The sequence below is a fragment of the Actinacidiphila sp. bgisy167 genome (genome assembly GCF_057707665.1).
In genome coordinates this window covers 1-15,431 of record NZ_JBYIQP010000018.1, presented here as the reverse complement: position 1 = coordinate 15,431, position 15,431 = coordinate 1, and the positions used below count along the sequence as shown (strand labels likewise).

The window sequence follows — 15,431 nt, the reverse complement described above, 5'->3', positions numbered from 1 at the left end:
TCGACACCGTCCTGCCGCCCGTGCGGGGGACGCCTGGTCCAGAGGTTGCGACGCTAGTGCAGGGACGTTTCAAGAGGGATGGCGGCGCTGCGGGCGACCCGGAGCAGCACGGTGGGGCCGATACCGGACCCGCCCGCCGGGAGGAAGCCGCAGACGCCGGAACCGCGGGTGCGCAGAGCGACACCACGCCGGGAAGCGGTGTGCGCACCGGCCCGAAGCACGGCTCCCGAATAGCCATGCGCAACTGGCGCATCAGCACCCGTCTGGTGTCGCTGCTCGCGCTGCCGGTGGTCGCCGCGACCACACTGGGTGCGCTCCGCATCCAGAGCTCGCTGGAGAACGTGCAGCAGCTCGACGCCATGACCTCGCTGACCGACCTCACGGAGCAGGCGACCAAGCTGGCCGCCGCACTCCAGGAGGAGCGGGACGTCTCGGCCGGCCCGCTGTCCAGCAAGTCCCGTAACGAGGGCGACGACGGCATCGTCGACGCCAAGCAGAAGACCAAGCTGGCGCGTACGGCCTTTGTCAACGCCGCCAACCAGGTCTCGCCGGACCTCACGGGCGTCGCCGCCTCGATCGGCACGATCAACCAGCAGCTCAGCACCCTGAGCGGCATCCAGGAGCGCGCGTACGACCAGGACGGCTACATCTCACAGACCGTCAGCGAGTACAACAACCTCATCCAGTCGCTGATCGACCTCTCCCAGGAACTGGCCGAGGCGACCGGCAACTCGGAGATGATCACCAGTACCCGCGCGCTGGCGGCGTTCTCGGCCGCCAAGGAGTACGACTCCATCCAGCGCGCCGTCGTCAGCGCCGCCCTGGCCAACGACCGCACCCTCAGCCCCAACGACTTCCGCTACCTCCAGGGCGCCAACCGCGCCGAGGGCACGGAGCTCAAGCAGTTCACCCAGATCTACGGCCGGTCGAACGCCAAGGACCTCCTCAAGGGCCTCACCGGCGGCAACGACATCGTCACCAAGTTCGACGACCAGGCCGACCGCATCATCGGCTCCGAGTCGAGCATCCAGAACTTCCAGGGCACCTATCTGGACTGGGATGACGACGCCAAGACCAAGCTGCAGGTCATGGGGCAGATCGAGCAGACCCTGCTGCAGCAGATGCAGCAGAAGGCCCTGACGCTGCGTGACGAGGCCCAGCAGGAAGCGATCCTCAGCGGTGCGCTGATCCTCCTCGTGCTCGGCATCTCGGTCGTCGGCGCCTTCGTCGTCGCCCGGTCCATGGTCCGCTCGCTGCGCCGGCTGCAGGACACCGCCCAGGAAGTCGCCCAGAAGCGGCTGCCGGAACTGGTCAAGCAGCTCTCGGAGTCCGACCCGCAGGACGTCGACACCTCGGTCGAGTCGATCGGTATCAACACCCGCGACGAGATCGGGCAGGTGGCCCGCGCGTTCGACGAGGTCCACAGCGAGGCCGTCCGTCTCGCCGCCGAGCAGGCGCTGCTGCGAGGGAACGTCAACGCGATGTTCACCAACCTCTCGCGCCGCAGCCAGGGCCTGATCCAGCGCCAGCTGAGCCTGATCTCCGAACTGGAGTCCCGCGAGGCCGACCCGGACCAGCTGTCCAGCCTCTTCAAGCTCGACCACCTCGCGACCCGTATGCGCCGGAACGGCGAAAACCTCCTCGTCCTCGCGGGCGAGGAGCCCGGCCGCCGCTGGACCCGCCCGGTTCCGCTGGTCGACGTCCTGCGCGCCGCCGCATCCGAGGTGGAGCAGTACGAGCGCATCGAGCTCACATCGGTACCGGCGGTCGAAGTCACCGGCCGCGTCGTCAACGACCTCGTCCACCTGCTCGCAGAGCTGCTGGAGAACGCGACCTCGTTCTCCTCCCCGCAGACCAAGGTCCGGGTCACCGGCCACGCGCTGCCCGACGGCCGCGTGCTGATCGAGATCCACGACACCGGCATCGGCCTCTCCCCGGAGGACCTCGCCGACATCAACGAGCGGCTCGCGAACCCGCCGACGGTGGACGTCTCCGTCTCCCGCCGCATGGGTCTGTTCGTGGTCGGCCGCCTGTCCCTGCGCCACGGCATCCGGATCCAGCTCCGTCCGTCCGACTCGGGCGGCACCACCGCGCTGGTCATGCTGCCGGTGGACGTCACCCAGGGCGGCGCCAAGCCGCAGCCCGGCGCGGGCAACCGCGGCCAGCAGCCCGGCGGGGCCCCCGCCGCGGCTCCGGGCAGTTCCGCACCGGGCATGGGCGGCGGGGCCGGTACCGGCCTGGCCGGCATGCACCGCGGCGGCCCGCGCAACCAGGTGCCCGGCGCCGCGGCGCGTCCGGCGCTCAACTCCGGTCCCGGCGGGGGCCGGCAGGGCGGCCGTCAGGCAGGCCCCGGCGCACCCGCGGGCCCCGGCCCGCAGCACTCGGGCCCGAGCTGGGCCAACGAGCAGGCTTCCGGCGGCCAGGGTCGCCCGCAGCAGCCGCCGCAGCAGCAGCAGCAGCCTCAGGCTGCTCCCCCGCAGCGCCCGGCGGCCCCGCAGCCGATGGGCGCCGCCCACGGCCCCGAGGCCGACATGCCGCGCGGTCACGAGGAGCTGGAGACCACGGCGCAGTTCGAGCGCCCGGACTTCGGCGCCATGCCGCCCACCCCGCTGGCGTACGGCGCGCCGCAGATGCCGCAGCACGGCGGCCAGGCGCCGCAGCAGCAGTTCACCCGCAGCGACGTCTTCCAGCGCCCCGCGGCGCAGCAGTACCCGCAGGCGGCGGATGTCCCCCAGGCCCAGCAGTACCCGCAGGCACCGCAGTACGCGCAGCCCGCGGAGGCCCCGCAGTACCCGCAGTACTCCCAGCCGGCGGAGGCCCCGCGGGCTCCGGAGCCGAGGCAGCCCGCTCCGGCGGCCCCGACCGGCCCGCGGCACTCCGGGTCGTACGCCCAGGGACCCGATGCCGCGCCGCGGCAGCGGCCCACAGCCCCGCAGGGCGAGCGGCAGCCGCTGCCGGCCGCCAGCGAGCCGATGGCGCTGCCTCCGGCCCCGATGCGCAACGACGAGACCAGCCCGATCTTCGACTCGCTCGAGTCGGACTGGTTCCGTACCGGCCGTGCCGAGCGCATGCAGCAGGTGCACGTCGAGGGCGCCCCGGTCATCCCGCAGCAGAACAACGGCAACGTCCCGAGCGCCGCCGCGCCCACCCGGTCGCCGCAGCGCCCCGCCCCGCAGCAGCCGCAGCGGGCCCGTGCCGAGTACCCCGCACAGCCGGCGCAGCCCGCGCCGTCGGCGCAGCCCGCGCAGCCGCCGCTGCCCCCGCGGCGCGAGTCCGCGGCGTGGCGGTCCTCGCCGAACGACGAGGTGTGGGAGCGCGCCGGCCAGGTTCGCGAGCCGTCCGCCGGCGGGGTCACTCCTTCGGGTCTGCCGCGGCGGGTCCCCAAGGCCAACCTCGTCCCGGGAGCCGGTGCTCCCCAGCAAGCCCCACAGGGAGGTCCGCAGGTTTCCCGGGCCCCCGACGACGTGCGCGGACGCCTGACCAACCTCCGTCGCGGTATCCAGCAGGGCCGTCAGGCCGGTACGGGAATGACCGACGGCCGCGGCTTTGGCACCACTCACCAGCAGGAGCGTTAGTTGAGTCAGATGAGCCAGGCGGCACAGAATCTGAACTGGTTGATCACCAACTTCGTGGACAACACCCCCGGGGTGTCCCACACCGTTGTCGTGTCCGCCGACGGCCTGCTGCTGGCCATGTCCGAGGGGTTCCCCCGGGACCGTGCCGACCAGCTGGCAGCCGTTGCCTCCGGTCTGACCTCGCTGACCGCGGGCGCGTCCCGCATCTTCGAGGGCGGCCACGTGAACCAGACCGTCGTGGAGATGGAGCGCGGCTTCCTCCTCCTGATGACGATCTCCGACGGGTCCGCGCTGGCCGTGCTGGCGCACCCGGAGTGCGACATCGGCCTCGTGGGCTACGAGATGGCCCTGCTCGTCGACCGAGCGGGTGCCGTGCTCACGCCCGACCTGCGCGCAGAACTCCAAGGCAGCCTGATGGGCTGAGCTCCGCGGAGCCCGGCCGAATGCACGCCCCATGACTACTCGCGACACGCGTCCGCTCTTACCCGGAGGATTCATGACCCCGCCGCCCGCCTCGCCCGGCCCGTACGGCGCGTCTCACCACGCGCCGTACGGGAGCGAGGGCGACCAGCCGCTGGTGCGGCCGTACGCCATGACCGGTGGTCGGACCCGGCCGCGCTACCAGCTCGCCATCGAGGCCCTGGTCAGCACCACCGCGGACCCGGGCGCCTTCCAGGGACTGCTCCCCGAACACCAGCGCATCTGCCACCTGTGCATGGAGATCAAGTCGGTCGCCGAGATCTCGGCGCTGCTGGGGATCCCGCTGGGAGTGGCCCGGATCCTGGTGGCCGACCTGGCCGAGGCCGGTATGGTCGCCATCCACCAGCCGAGCAGCGGCGAGGCCGGCGGACAGCCTGATGTGACACTGCTCGAAAGGGTGCTCAGTGGACTTCGCAAGCTCTAGGCCGGGGCAGCAGGCGGCGTACGGTGCGCCGCCCGCGGCCCGGTCCACCACCTCGGCGAAGATCGTGGTGGCGGGTGGCTTCGGCGTGGGCAAGACCACGTTCGTCGGAGCGGTCTCGGAGATCAACCCGCTCCGCACGGAGGCCGTGATGACTTCGGCGTCCGCGGGTGTGGACGATCTGACGCACGTGGCCGACAAGACCACGACCACCGTGGCCATGGACTTCGGCCGTATCACGCTCGATGACGACCTGATCCTCTACCTGTTCGGTACGCCGGGTCAGGACCGCTTCTGGTTCATGTGGGACGACCTGGTCCGCGGCGCCATCGGCGCCGTCGTCCTCGTCGACACCCGCCGACTGGCCGACTGCTTCCCCGCGGTCGACTACTTCGAGAACAGCGGCCTGCCCTTCGTCATCGCCCTCAACGGCTTCGACGGCCACCAGCCGTACACGCCCGACGAGGTCCGCGAGGCCCTCCAGATCGGTCCCGAGGCGCCCATCCTCACCACGGACGCCCGGCACCGCGCCGAGGCGAAGAGCGCGCTCATCACGCTCGTCGAACACGCGCTGCTGGCTCGTCTCAAGTAGGCATTCCCGCTCGGCACTTCGCGTAGGGGCCGGCCGTGTCTTCCGACATGGCCGGTCCTTTTGTTCATAACGTTTCGACCGCGAATCAGAACAACCCGAACACCGCCCGCGCCCATTCGGCTTCACTGCGCGCTCAACTTACCGGTGAATTGCCATCGCTTTACACTTATGCCCGTTTTACGCGGCGCGTGATCATGGGGTCGCAGTCCTCTCCGGACGTTTGTGGAGCACCCCCATGACGTGCTGGAATCTGTCGAAACCCGAGAGTAGGAACGGTGCCGCCGCGGCGCCGTCGCCGAGAGGTTGTTGGTCGAGTGAGGAACACGAGGCGAGCAGAGCCGGATCCCGCGGACCATCCGCGTGGCAATTTCACGCCGCCCGCGCGACACGGCAACACGCAGGACACTGCTCCCGAGGTCGCCACCGCCCCGACGCCGGTGGCGAGTACGGGCAACCGCTTCGCCATGCGCAACTGGCGGGTGGGCACCCGCCTGAACGTCATCCTCCTCATACCGGTGCTGGTCGCCCTGGTCTTCGGCGGCTTCCGGGTACAGAGCTCCGTCCAGACATGGCAGCAGGCGGACGACGCGGTGCGGACCGCCGACGCCGTGCGCGCCGCCGTGGACTACGCCAACGCCGTCCTCAATGAACGCGACCTCAGCGTGGTTCCCCTGCTGGCCGGTGACGCCGAGGACAAGAACGTCGTCGCCACCCGTGCCGCCACCGACCGGGCCGCCGCGAAGTTCGACGCGGCCGTCGCCGAGCTGCCCGTGAACGACCGGCTGCAGCGCCGCGTGGCGACCATCCGCGCGGGCGAGAAGATTTTGTCGAAGCTGCGCGAGACGGCCTTCACCCGGCAGCTCCCCGGCGTGCAGACCGAGGAGAAGTACGTCGAGGTCCAGCACCCGCTGATGGAGCTCACGAACGAGCTGGGCTTCGGCACCAACCGCGTCGCCTCCTACGGCCGTACGCTCTACGCGCTGGAACTGGCCAAGGCGGCCGAGTCGCTGACCCGCTCCATCGGCACCCACCTGCTGGTCGAGGACCGCAGCAAGCTGGCGCCCGGTGAGCTGCAGCTCCAGCTCACCGCCTTCACCTCGTACGCCTACCTCCAGCAGGTCGCCCTCGAGGAGTACCGCGGCGGTGGCAGCCCCGCGGACCACCAGCGGCTGCAGGACGAGCTGGCGGCGGCCCAGCAGAAGGGCAAGGAGCAGCTCACCCAGGCCGCCGAGGCGGCCAAGCGGGCCGACCGGCCGTTCAAGGCCCCGCCGGCCCTCGAGGAGATGATCAAGCAGATCGCCTCCGGCAAGAGCCCCGCGGAGCTCAAGGCCCAGGGCGTGACCCCGGAGAGCTGGTTCGGCGCCAGCACCCTCGCCTTCGAGGCGTACAAGAACGTCGGGCAGCACCTGGCCGACCAGGCGTACACCGACTCGAGCGACATCGCCGCCGGCGCCCGTACCGACGCCGTCGTCAACTCCGCCGTCGTGCTGATCTCGCTGATCATCGCCTTCATCGTGGCCGCGATGGTCGCCCGCTCCATGAGCAACAGCATGCGCCGCCTGCGCACCTCGGCCTTCGAGGTCGCCGAACAGCGGCTGCCGGGCCTGGTCGACCAGCTCTCGCGCACCGACCCGGGCAAGGTCGACACCCGCGTGCAGGCGATCCCGATCACCTCCAACGACGAGATCGGCGAGGTCGCCCGCGCCTTCGACCAGATCCACCGTGAGGCCGTGCGGCTCGCGGCGGAGCAGGCCCTGCTCCGCGGCAACGTCAACGCGATCTTCACCAACCTCTCCCGGCGCAACCAGGGCCTGATCCAGCGCCAGCTGACGCTGATCACGGACCTGGAGAACAACGAGGCGGACCCGGAGCAGCTGCAGAACCTCTTCCAGCTGGACCACCTGGCGACCCGTATGCGGCGCAACGGCGAGAACCTCCTCGTCCTCGCGGGCGAGGAGCCCGGCCGCCGCTGGAACCAGCCGGTCCCGCTGGTCGACGTGCTCCGCGCGGCCGCCTCCGAGGTGGAGGCGTACGAGCGCATCGAGCTCGTCGGCATCCCGGAGAGCGAGATCCACGGCACCGCCGTGACCGACCTCGTGCACCTGCTGGCGGAGCTGCTGGAGAACGCCACCACGTTCTCCTCGCCGCAGACCAGGGTGCGGGTCACCGCCACCCGGCTGCCCGACGGCCGCGTCATGGTCGAGATCCACGACAAGGGCATCGGCCTCACCGCCGAGGACTTCGCGGACATCAACCACAAGCTGGCCGACCCGCCGATCGTCGACGCGTCGGTCTCCAAGCGCATGGGCCTGTTCGTGGTCGGCCGCCTCGCCGACCGGCACGGCATCCGCGTCCAGCTCCGCCCGTCCGGTGAGCAGGCCGGCACGACCTCGCTGGTCATGCTTCCCGAACCGATCACCCACGGAGGCGGCGGCGAGGAGCTGCCGCTGGAGAACGACTTCACGGTCTCCCGTATCGTGCCGGAGCTCGAGGCCCCGCAGGAGGCCGCCTACGGGCCGACCGCCGCGGAGCTCGGTTTCGACGACTCGCGCTACGAGCGGGCCCAGGCCCCGCAGGACACCCGCGCGCTCGACCCCGTCAGCCGCTCACTCGGTCGTGACCAGCGCCGCGCCCAACTCGAGGCTGCGGCCGGCGACCGCCCCGCGGAGCACCCGGCCTTCGAGGGGGAAGCGCGCGAGCAGGGATTCCAGGACGGCTACCAGGAGCCGGGCGCCGAGGGGGCGTTCCAGGAGACCCCCTCCCAGGGGGACGGATCCTTCCAGGGGGACGGAACCTTCCAGGGCGACGGATCGCAGGGCGAAGGCTTCCCCGCGCAGGGCTACGGCGGACCGGGTTACCAGGAGCCGCAGGCCCAGCCGTACCAGGAGCAGCAGGGCTACGGCACCCGGCCCGGCTTCCAGGAGCAGGTCCACAGTGACGGCGCCTACGCCGCGCTGGGGTACCCCCCGCAGAACGGCTACGCCCAGGGCGACTGGCAGCAGCAGAACGGCCATGCCCAGGAGCACTGGACGACGTCGGCCGACGACGTGCCGCAGCCTCCCGGGCCGCAGACCTTCCCCGCCCCGGGAGGGGCCGATTCCGCCACTGCCGCCCCCTTCGAGGCCGCGGAGCGCGTAGGCTTCGACCGACCGGGTCCGGCCGCCGGCCCGCTGCACTCCTCGATGACCGACGCGGGCCTGCCGCGTCGGGAGCGCGGGCGGCAGCAGTCCGGCCCGGGGGCGGCGGCACAGCCGGAGCCCCAGCCGGCGGACGGCTTCCCGGCGCAGCCGGCGTCCTCCGCGCCGGCGTCGGACGGGGAAACCGAGTGGCACTCCACGAACGACGACAACTGGCAGCGGGCCGAACAGGCCCGCAAGCCCAAGGCGGGCGGAGTCACCCCCTCCGGCCTGCCCCGGCGGGTCCCCAAGGCCAACCTGGTCCCGGGGACCGCACAACAGACTCCGCAGGGCGGACCGATGGTCTCCCGTGCACCCGAGGACGTCCGCGGCCGGCTGAGCAATCTCCGGCGCGGCGTCCAGCAGGGACGCACTGCGGGAACTGACACGAACGGCCAGGGCTTCGGCCCCAAGCACCAGGAGCGTTAGTTGAGTCCGATGAGCCAGGCGGCACAGAACCTGAACTGGTTGATCACCAGTTTCGTGGACCAGACCCCAGGGGTCTCCCATACGGTTGTGGTCTCTGCCGACGGCCTGCTGCTGGCTATGTCCGAAGGATTCCCGCGGGACCGTGCGGACCAGCTGGCCGCGGTGGCCTCCGGTCTGACCTCGCTGACCGCGGGTGCCTCGCGCATCTTCGAGGGCGGCCACGTGAACCAGACCGTCGTGGAGATGGAGCGCGGCTTCCTCTTCATCATGTCCGTCTCGGACGGCTCCTCGCTGGCCGTACTGGCGCACCCGGAGTGCGACATCGGCCTCGTGGGCTACGAGATGGCCCTGTTGGTCGACCGGGCGGGCAACGTGCTGACTCCTGATCTGCGTGCGGAGTTGCAGGGCAGCCTGCTCAACTGACCGACAGGCCTGCGGGCGCGTCTGGGGACCCGTAGGGTTTTCAGACGCGTTACCCAGCTGGAGGAGGAACCGTGGCAACGCCCTCAGGCGGAGATCAGTACGGCAATCACCAACAGCAGCCGCCCTTCCAGCGGTTTGACTTCCCCTCGGCGCCGAGCCCGGAACCGCCCGCCTCCCATGGCGGCGGGAATCACGGTCCCAGGCCCATGCCACCGCACCGGCAGCCGAGGATCCAGCCGTACGAACCTCCGCAGGCGCCACCGCCTCGGACAGCGCAGACCGGGCCGGCCAGGCAGCCGTCCGGTCTGGTACGCCCCTATGCCATGACCGGTGGCCGAACCCGGCCGCGCTACCAACTCGCCATCGAGGCGCTGGTCAGTACGACAGCCGATCCGGTGCAGCTGCGGGGCCAGTTGCCGGAGCACCAGCGGATCTGCATTCTCTGCCGGGAGATCAAGTCGGTCGCGGAGATCTCCGCGCTCCTCTCCATCCCCCTCGGCGTCGCCCGAATCCTCGTCGCCGACCTGGCGGAGGCCGGGCTCGTCGCCATTCACCAGCCCGGTGGCGACAGTGCCTCGGGCGGACAGCCAGACGTGACACTGCTCGAAAGGGTGCTCAGTGGACTTCGCAAGCTCTAGCGGTCCAGCTCGCTCAACCACCTCGGCGAAGATCGTGGTGGCGGGCGGCTTCGGCGTGGGCAAGACCACGTTCGTCGGTGCCGTATCGGAGATCAACCCGCTGCGTACCGAAGCCGTGATGACCTCCGCGTCCGCGGGGATCGACGATCTGACGCACGCGCCGGACAAGACCACGACGACCGTGGCCATGGACTTCGGCCGTATCACGTTGGACGAGGACCTGATCCTCTACCTGTTCGGTACGCCGGGTCAGGACCGCTTCTGGTTCATGTGGGACGACCTGGTCCGCGGCGCCATCGGCGCCGTCGTCCTCGTCGACACCCGCCGACTGGCCGACTGCTTCCCCGCGGTCGACTACTTCGAGAACAGCGGCCTGCCCTTCGTCATCGCCCTCAACGGCTTCGACGGCCACCAGCCGTACACGCCCGACGAGGTCCGCGAGGCCCTCCAGATCGGTCCCGAGGCGCCCATCCTCACCACGGACGCCCGGCACCGCGCCGAGGCGAAGAGCGCGCTCATCACGCTCGTCGAACACGCCCTGATGGCGCGCCTGCGGTAGCGGTTCCCGCTTCCCATACGACGCGAAAGGCCCCGCACGGCATGTGCGGGGCCTTCGCGCTTCCTTCGTCTTCGAGATGCAACCACCCCTACCCGTAAGGCGTTTGATAAAAGGGAGGCGGAAGAAGAGCTTCTGTGCGCCGGAGTCGACGGGGGTTGCTCATGGGCGTGGTCCTGCCGGACGAACTGGCCTGGTTCCTCGACCTGATCGGCATCATGTGGCCGAACGTCGACGAGGACGACTACCGCGAGATGGCGACGGCCCTGCGGGAGTTCGCCGATGACGTGGACCACGGCGGCGGCGGTCTGCACGAGGCCGTGGCCGGCCTGCTCGGGGCGACCGAAGGCCCGGCCATCGATGCCTTCGACGCGCACTGGAGCAAGGTCGGTTCGCACCTGGGCAACCTCGCCGACGCCGGCCGGCTCGGTGCGACCGCGCTCGACGGGGTGGCCCTGGTGATCGAGGGCGCCAAGATCGGGGCGGTGGTCCAGCTCGGCATCCTGGCGACCGAGCTCATCGCCGCCCAGGCCGCCGCGCCCTTCACCCTGGGCCTGTCCGAACTCGGCGCGGCGGGCGCCACGCAGGCGACCCGGATCATCGTCAAGCGCCTCTTCAAGGAGGCCGCCCAGCAGGCGGTCGACCAGGTCATCGGCCTGGCGACGGGCCCGGTGTACGCGGCGCTGGGGAACATGGCGGGCGACCTGGCCATCCAGCTCGGCGCCAACGCGCTGGGCGTCCAGCACGGCGTGGACCTCGGCCGTGCGGCCGACGCGGGCAAGGACGGCTTCCAGCAGGGCGTGGAGGACGCCGAGCACCAGGTGACCGGCGGCAAGGACGGCGGCTTCGTGCTGGCCAGCGCCGGGGGCGGGGGCGCTGGGGGCGGAGGCGGCGGAGGCGGCGGAGGCGGCAGCCGGATCCGCCACGACGAGAGCGCTTACGACGACTTCGACGCCTCCGTCGGCGACCACGGCGAGGAGATGAGGTCCCGGGGCCGCGACAAGATTGCCCGCGCCCGGGGGCACCACTCGAGGACGAAGGGCAGGGGCGGGGAACTGACGCAGGCCGCCGAACAGTTCATCGAGACCGTCATCACGGGTGTGCACAACGGCCTGGACAACGCGACGTCGCACATCACGGGGGACATGCGGCGCGGCGTGCGCCAGATGCACAGCAACCACAAGGACAACGACGAGCGCACCGCCGCCGACCTCATCGGCCTGCACAAGACCCATTCGGCCGGGCAACTGCAGAACCTCGGTGACAAGACGCCCGTGTACCTGGTGGACGAGCACGGCACCGTGCACCGGCTCGGCTTCGACGACCACGATCCGACCGGCATCTCCCGGACCAAGGCGGACTCGGCGAACGACCCGCTGGTCGGCAGGCTCATCGACGGGGGCAACCCTCTCCCCGGGCACCGCAAGAAGTCGGTCCCGCTGGGCCGCACTCCCCCCGGCAAGGAGGGACCCCGCAAGCGCTCCGAGCCGGTGGAGGCCGGGAGCACCGATCTGTCCCGTGCCACGCAGATGGCGCGGCACGCTCTCGGGGACTACGGCAACCGCAACTACGCGGCGTTCCGGATCAAGGACGGTGACAACGAGTTCATCCTGGTCGGCCACAGCACCGACTCACGGCACTCGGAGCGCGTGCTGGGCATCCCCCTCATACGCGGCGGGACAGGCGGCGGGGTGACCGAGGCCTACACCGAGCGCGCGCCCTGCCGGACGTACCCGTACTACTGCGGCGAATGGCTCCAACGCCATCTCCCGGAGGATGTCCAGGTGTCGCACAGCTTCGAATACGGTGAGAACGCGACGGGTGCGACGCCCGAGGCTCTGAAGCAGCAGCGAGAGGCTTCTCAGGCCCGCGGGAACGACGCCCTCAACGACTACACCAACCGGCTCGGCCGACACCGGCGCTGACGTCACCGCCGCCGCGACGGCCGCTCAGAGGAGACATGATCACCACCGTCACCCACGACACGCTCGTGCGGACCTTCGGCGCCGACGCCGTGGTGCGCCTGCCGGAGCAGGCACAGGCACCGGAGCTCTCCCACACCCCCACGCGCACCTTCCTGGCGGACATCGGCCTGCCGCTCGTCGCAGGCGCTCTGTTCGAGGTCGTCGACGACCTCGGCAGCGGGCTCACCCCCCTGCTCGACGAGTACGGCGAGGAGGAACTCGCCGCGTTCGGGCTCGGCCCGGACGCCGTGCGCCACTGGTTCTTCCTGGGCGAGGCCGCCTGGAGCGCCCTCGCCCTGGACGGCGGGTCCGGCCGTGTCCTCGCGCTGCACGGTGAGATCGGCGAGGCCGAGCCCGTGCACACCGACCTGGCGGGCATGGCGTACGCGATGCAGGTCCTCGCCACCCGGCGACCGGAGTTCACCACCAAGGGCGGCGCGAACCAGGATCTGGAGGCCGTACGACGCGCGGCCGCACAGGTGCGCCGGGAGGTCTCCGAGGCCGACCCGCTGCCCTTCGCCCGCTCCGAGGGTCTGTGGCACACGGTGATCGAGGACATCGCGGGAGGCATGTGGTGAGCACGGGCGAAAGGGCCTCCGGGCGGTTCGGGCCCGAGGGCGTGCGCCGGCTGGGAGAGCTCGTCCTGCCCTTGCAGGTCGGGCCGTACTTCCGCACCGGTACCGCCGATCCCGTCCCGCTGGGCGAATTCGCGCGCGCCGTCGGCGCGGAGGTCCGGGGGGACGGTCAGGAGACCTGGACCCGGCTGGGCGACGACAGGGGCTACGAACTGTGCGTGGACGCGCAGGGCGCCGTGCGGGCGGTCCTGCTCGGCTACGACGAACCGACCCGGTTCGTCGGCGGCTCGGCCGCCGCCTTCGCTGAGGGCCTCCTCGAACTGGATCTGGCCCTGGGGGCGATCGCCGGGACGGACGACCCCGCCGAGGCCCGGACGGCCTTCGGCCGGCTGGAGGAGCGGCTGCACGCGCTGGACGAAGCGGCGTTCGCCGACCGGGAGAACTGGTGGCCGCTGGTGCTCGACGACATCCGGGACACCGCGAGCGTGCGGTGGTTCGCGGCGATGGAGGTCGTGGACGCGGGCGGGGAGAAGAAGATCTTCACCCAGGCGAGCGGCATCTGCGTTCACCCGGAGGAGCGGCTGTGGGCGTCCCTGCGGGCGGCCGGGGTCGAGCCGGAACAGGTGACGGCCATCCACACCGATCTGGAGGCGTGTTTCCTGCCCGGGCACTACTGCTCGATGTGGCTCGGCGACGTCTTCCCGGACGCGCGGCTCACCCACACCTTCCCGTACGGCGAGGACGCGGAGTCCCGGGCGGAGGGCCTGCGCCGGCTGAGCGGGAAGGCGGAGTCGTGACCACGCCCGGCGACTCGGCCCGGCCGCTGCTCGACGACGCGCTGCTGCCGTCCGGGCGCGCGCTGCTCGACTGGGCGTCCGACGGGGAGGCCCCCCGGCTCTGTCTGGTCACCGGTGGGCGCGGCACCGGCAAGAGCAGGGTCCTGGCCTGGTACGTCACCGGCTCCGGTCCGCATCCCGCGGTGCGCGTACACGCACTGGTTCCCGCCGCGGGGCTCACGGCCGAGGTCTTCGCCTGGGAGATGGGCCGCCAACTCGGGTACGGCCCGCTCGACGCACCGGGCATCCTGCGCAGGCTGGCCCGCGACGCGCGGCCGGTCCTGCTCGCGGTCCCCGACCTGCACCAGGCGCCCGGGACGGCTCCCGCGGAGATCGTCAGCGGGCTCCTCGCACCGCTGCTGGGCCTCCCCCACGTACGGTTGATCGTGGAAGCGGCGGACTCCGGCGCCGTCGGCTGGCCCGCGCCGTTCCGGGAGGTGGCGCTCCCAGGCGCCCTCTCCGCGACGGAACCGGCGAGGGACGGCGAGGGGTCGGCTTGGCCGGCGGCCTCGCTACCGGCCGCGCCCGCCGGCAGCCCCGACTGGGAACGGGCACCGGAGGCGGTGCGTGCCCGGGCTCTCGCCCTCGCCCTGGCAACGGGCACCGCCGGCCGGCTCACCAGTGACCCGGGCTTCCTCGTCCACGGTTCCGCTCCCGCGATCACGGCCGCGCTGGCGGACCCCCGCACCCCCGCCCCGCCGGGGCTGCGGGCCGTGTGGCGCCGCGCCGCTCCCGCCCTCACCAGCCTGGGCCTCACCGGCCCCGAACGGGCCGCCGTCCTGCACGCGGCCGCGCTCGCCGGCGACCCGAAGCTCGCCGCCTACCTCGCGCCCCTGGCCCGCGAGCACTCCTGGACCGCGCGGTGGGCATCACCCGATCCGGTCACCGCGTTGGCCCTGGGCGCCGACGCGTTGCTCACCGCCGACCCGGTGGGCCGGCTGCGGCTCCTCGACCCTGCGACCGGCGGCGTCCGCCGGGGCGTCCCGGCCGATCCCGCCGTGCGGCCGGTCGCCGCGGTCATGCGTGAGGGGAGCATGCTCCTCCTGGACGGCAACGACTTCCTGCACCCTGCGGGTGACCTCTCAGTCGCCTTCTCCCGGATCGCCCACGTCCACAACCCGGCCGCCGCCACGCCCACCGCCCTCGCCGCATGCGGCCGCCACGTCGTCGTGGGCGACGCGGGGGGCCGGGTCCATCTGTGGGACGTGGACGCCCCCGACCGGGGCGCCTCGGGTCGCACACTGCATCCCGCCCCGGTCACGGCTCTGGCTCTCCTGGACGTGCCCGCGCACGACCTGAGCTTCTGTCTGAGCGGCGGAGCCGACGGAAGACTGCGCCTGTGGGAGACGGGGACAGACCCGATGCCCGAACCCGTCGACCGGCGGGAGGCGGTGGTCACCGCTCTCGCGGCCTGCGACACCCCCGCGGGACCCGTGGTCGCCGCGGCCTGGTCCGACGGTGAACTGCACCTGTGGAACCTGTTCGAGGCGACGCGCCGGGTTCTCACTCCGCCGCACCGCGCCGCGGCGCTCGCCCTCGCCGGCGACGGCACGCTGTTCGTCGCCGGAACGGCGGGGATCGCCGCGCTGCGCACGCGACAGGAGGCGTCGTAACGGCACGGTCCCCACTCCCGCCCCACGGCCCCACCGCCCCGCGGGGCAGCGCCTCACGACGCCCGTCACTCGCGCCGCGACGGTGCCGCCCCTTCACACGGCGGGGGGGGGGGGGGGGGGGGGGGGGGGGGGGGGGGGGGGGGGGGGGGGGGG

The 15,431-nt window shown here is 72.0% G+C and carries 12 protein-coding genes; all 12 read left to right on the top strand.

The features are described 5' to 3' along the window. Nucleotides 1-56: 56 nt before the first annotated feature. Entirely contained in the window at nt 57-3,575 is a 3,519-nt protein-coding gene (locus AC3ET4_RS09780) for a sensor histidine kinase (protein ID WP_431948091.1), read from the top strand. A 9-nt stretch (nt 3,576-3,584) separates the two neighbouring features. Further along, nucleotides 3,585-3,998, top strand: coding sequence for a roadblock/LC7 domain-containing protein (locus AC3ET4_RS09775; RefSeq protein ID WP_431948227.1), 414 nt, complete (start codon nt 3,585-3,587; stop codon nt 3,996-3,998). Nucleotides 3,999-4,071: 73 nt separating this feature from the next. Beyond that, nucleotides 4,072-4,479: a DUF742 domain-containing protein gene (locus AC3ET4_RS09770; protein WP_431948089.1), complete on the top strand. Its 408-nt coding sequence runs from the start codon at nt 4,072-4,074 to the stop codon at nt 4,477-4,479. After that, complete coding sequence (locus tag AC3ET4_RS09765; RefSeq protein WP_431948087.1) at nt 4,460-5,068, top strand: GTP-binding protein; 609 nt, start codon at nt 4,460-4,462, stop codon at nt 5,066-5,068. The genes AC3ET4_RS09770 and AC3ET4_RS09765 overlap by 20 nt, the downstream gene beginning before the upstream one ends. Nucleotides 5,069-5,532: 464 nt before the next feature. Further along, a complete protein-coding gene (locus AC3ET4_RS09760; RefSeq protein ID WP_431948225.1) occupies nt 5,533-8,673 on the top strand; it encodes a sensor histidine kinase in 3,141 nt (1,046 codons plus the stop codon). A gap of 9 nt (nt 8,674-8,682) precedes the next feature. Next, the gene (locus tag AC3ET4_RS09755) at nt 8,683-9,096 is read left to right on the top strand and encodes a roadblock/LC7 domain-containing protein (protein ID WP_018562059.1); all 414 of its coding nucleotides are present in this window, start codon (nt 8,683-8,685) and stop codon (nt 9,094-9,096) included. A gap of 71 nt (nt 9,097-9,167) precedes the next feature. Further along, nucleotides 9,168-9,734: a DUF742 domain-containing protein gene (locus AC3ET4_RS09750; protein WP_431948085.1), complete on the top strand. Its 567-nt coding sequence runs from the start codon at nt 9,168-9,170 to the stop codon at nt 9,732-9,734. Next, a complete protein-coding gene (locus AC3ET4_RS09745; protein WP_431948083.1) occupies nt 9,715-10,293 on the top strand; it encodes a GTP-binding protein in 579 nt (192 codons plus the stop codon). Before AC3ET4_RS09750 ends, AC3ET4_RS09745 begins: the two co-directional genes overlap by 20 nt. Before the next feature lie 161 nt (nt 10,294-10,454). Continuing rightward, nucleotides 10,455-12,215 (top strand): WXG100-like domain-containing protein, encoded by a 1,761-nt coding sequence (locus tag AC3ET4_RS09740; protein WP_488175923.1) that lies wholly within the window; start codon nt 10,455-10,457, stop codon nt 12,213-12,215. A 35-nt stretch (nt 12,216-12,250) separates the two neighbouring features. Further along, entirely contained in the window at nt 12,251-12,832 is a 582-nt protein-coding gene (locus AC3ET4_RS09735; RefSeq protein WP_431948079.1) for an SUKH-4 family immunity protein, read from the top strand. Continuing rightward, nucleotides 12,829-13,626, top strand: a complete 798-nt coding sequence (locus AC3ET4_RS09730; protein WP_431948077.1) for a nucleic acid/nucleotide deaminase domain-containing protein — start codon at nt 12,829-12,831, stop codon at nt 13,624-13,626. Before AC3ET4_RS09735 ends, AC3ET4_RS09730 begins: the two co-directional genes overlap by 4 nt. Next, entirely contained in the window at nt 13,623-15,278 is a 1,656-nt protein-coding gene (locus AC3ET4_RS09725) for a WD40 repeat domain-containing protein (protein WP_431948075.1), read from the top strand. The genes AC3ET4_RS09730 and AC3ET4_RS09725 overlap by 4 nt, the downstream gene beginning before the upstream one ends. The last annotated feature ends 153 nt before the right edge of the window (nt 15,279-15,431 follow it).

Bases quoted from the DNA above. Each gene is read 5' to 3' on its own strand.
- AC3ET4_RS09775 (WP_431948227.1), top strand. From the start codon at position 3,585: ATGAGCCAGGCGGCACAGAATCTGAACTGGTTGATCACCAACTTCGTG.
- AC3ET4_RS09770 (WP_431948089.1), top strand. From the start codon at position 4,072: ATGACCCCGCCGCCCGCCTCGCCCGGCCCGTACGGCGCGTCTCACCAC.
- AC3ET4_RS09760 (WP_431948225.1), top strand. From the start codon at position 5,533: ATGCGCAACTGGCGGGTGGGCACCCGCCTGAACGTCATCCTCCTCATA.
- AC3ET4_RS09755 (WP_018562059.1), top strand. From the start codon at position 8,683: ATGAGCCAGGCGGCACAGAACCTGAACTGGTTGATCACCAGTTTCGTG.
- AC3ET4_RS09740 (WP_488175923.1), top strand. From the start codon at position 10,455: ATGGGCGTGGTCCTGCCGGACGAACTGGCCTGGTTCCTCGACCTGATC.
- AC3ET4_RS09735 (WP_431948079.1), top strand. From the start codon at position 12,251: ATGATCACCACCGTCACCCACGACACGCTCGTGCGGACCTTCGGCGCC.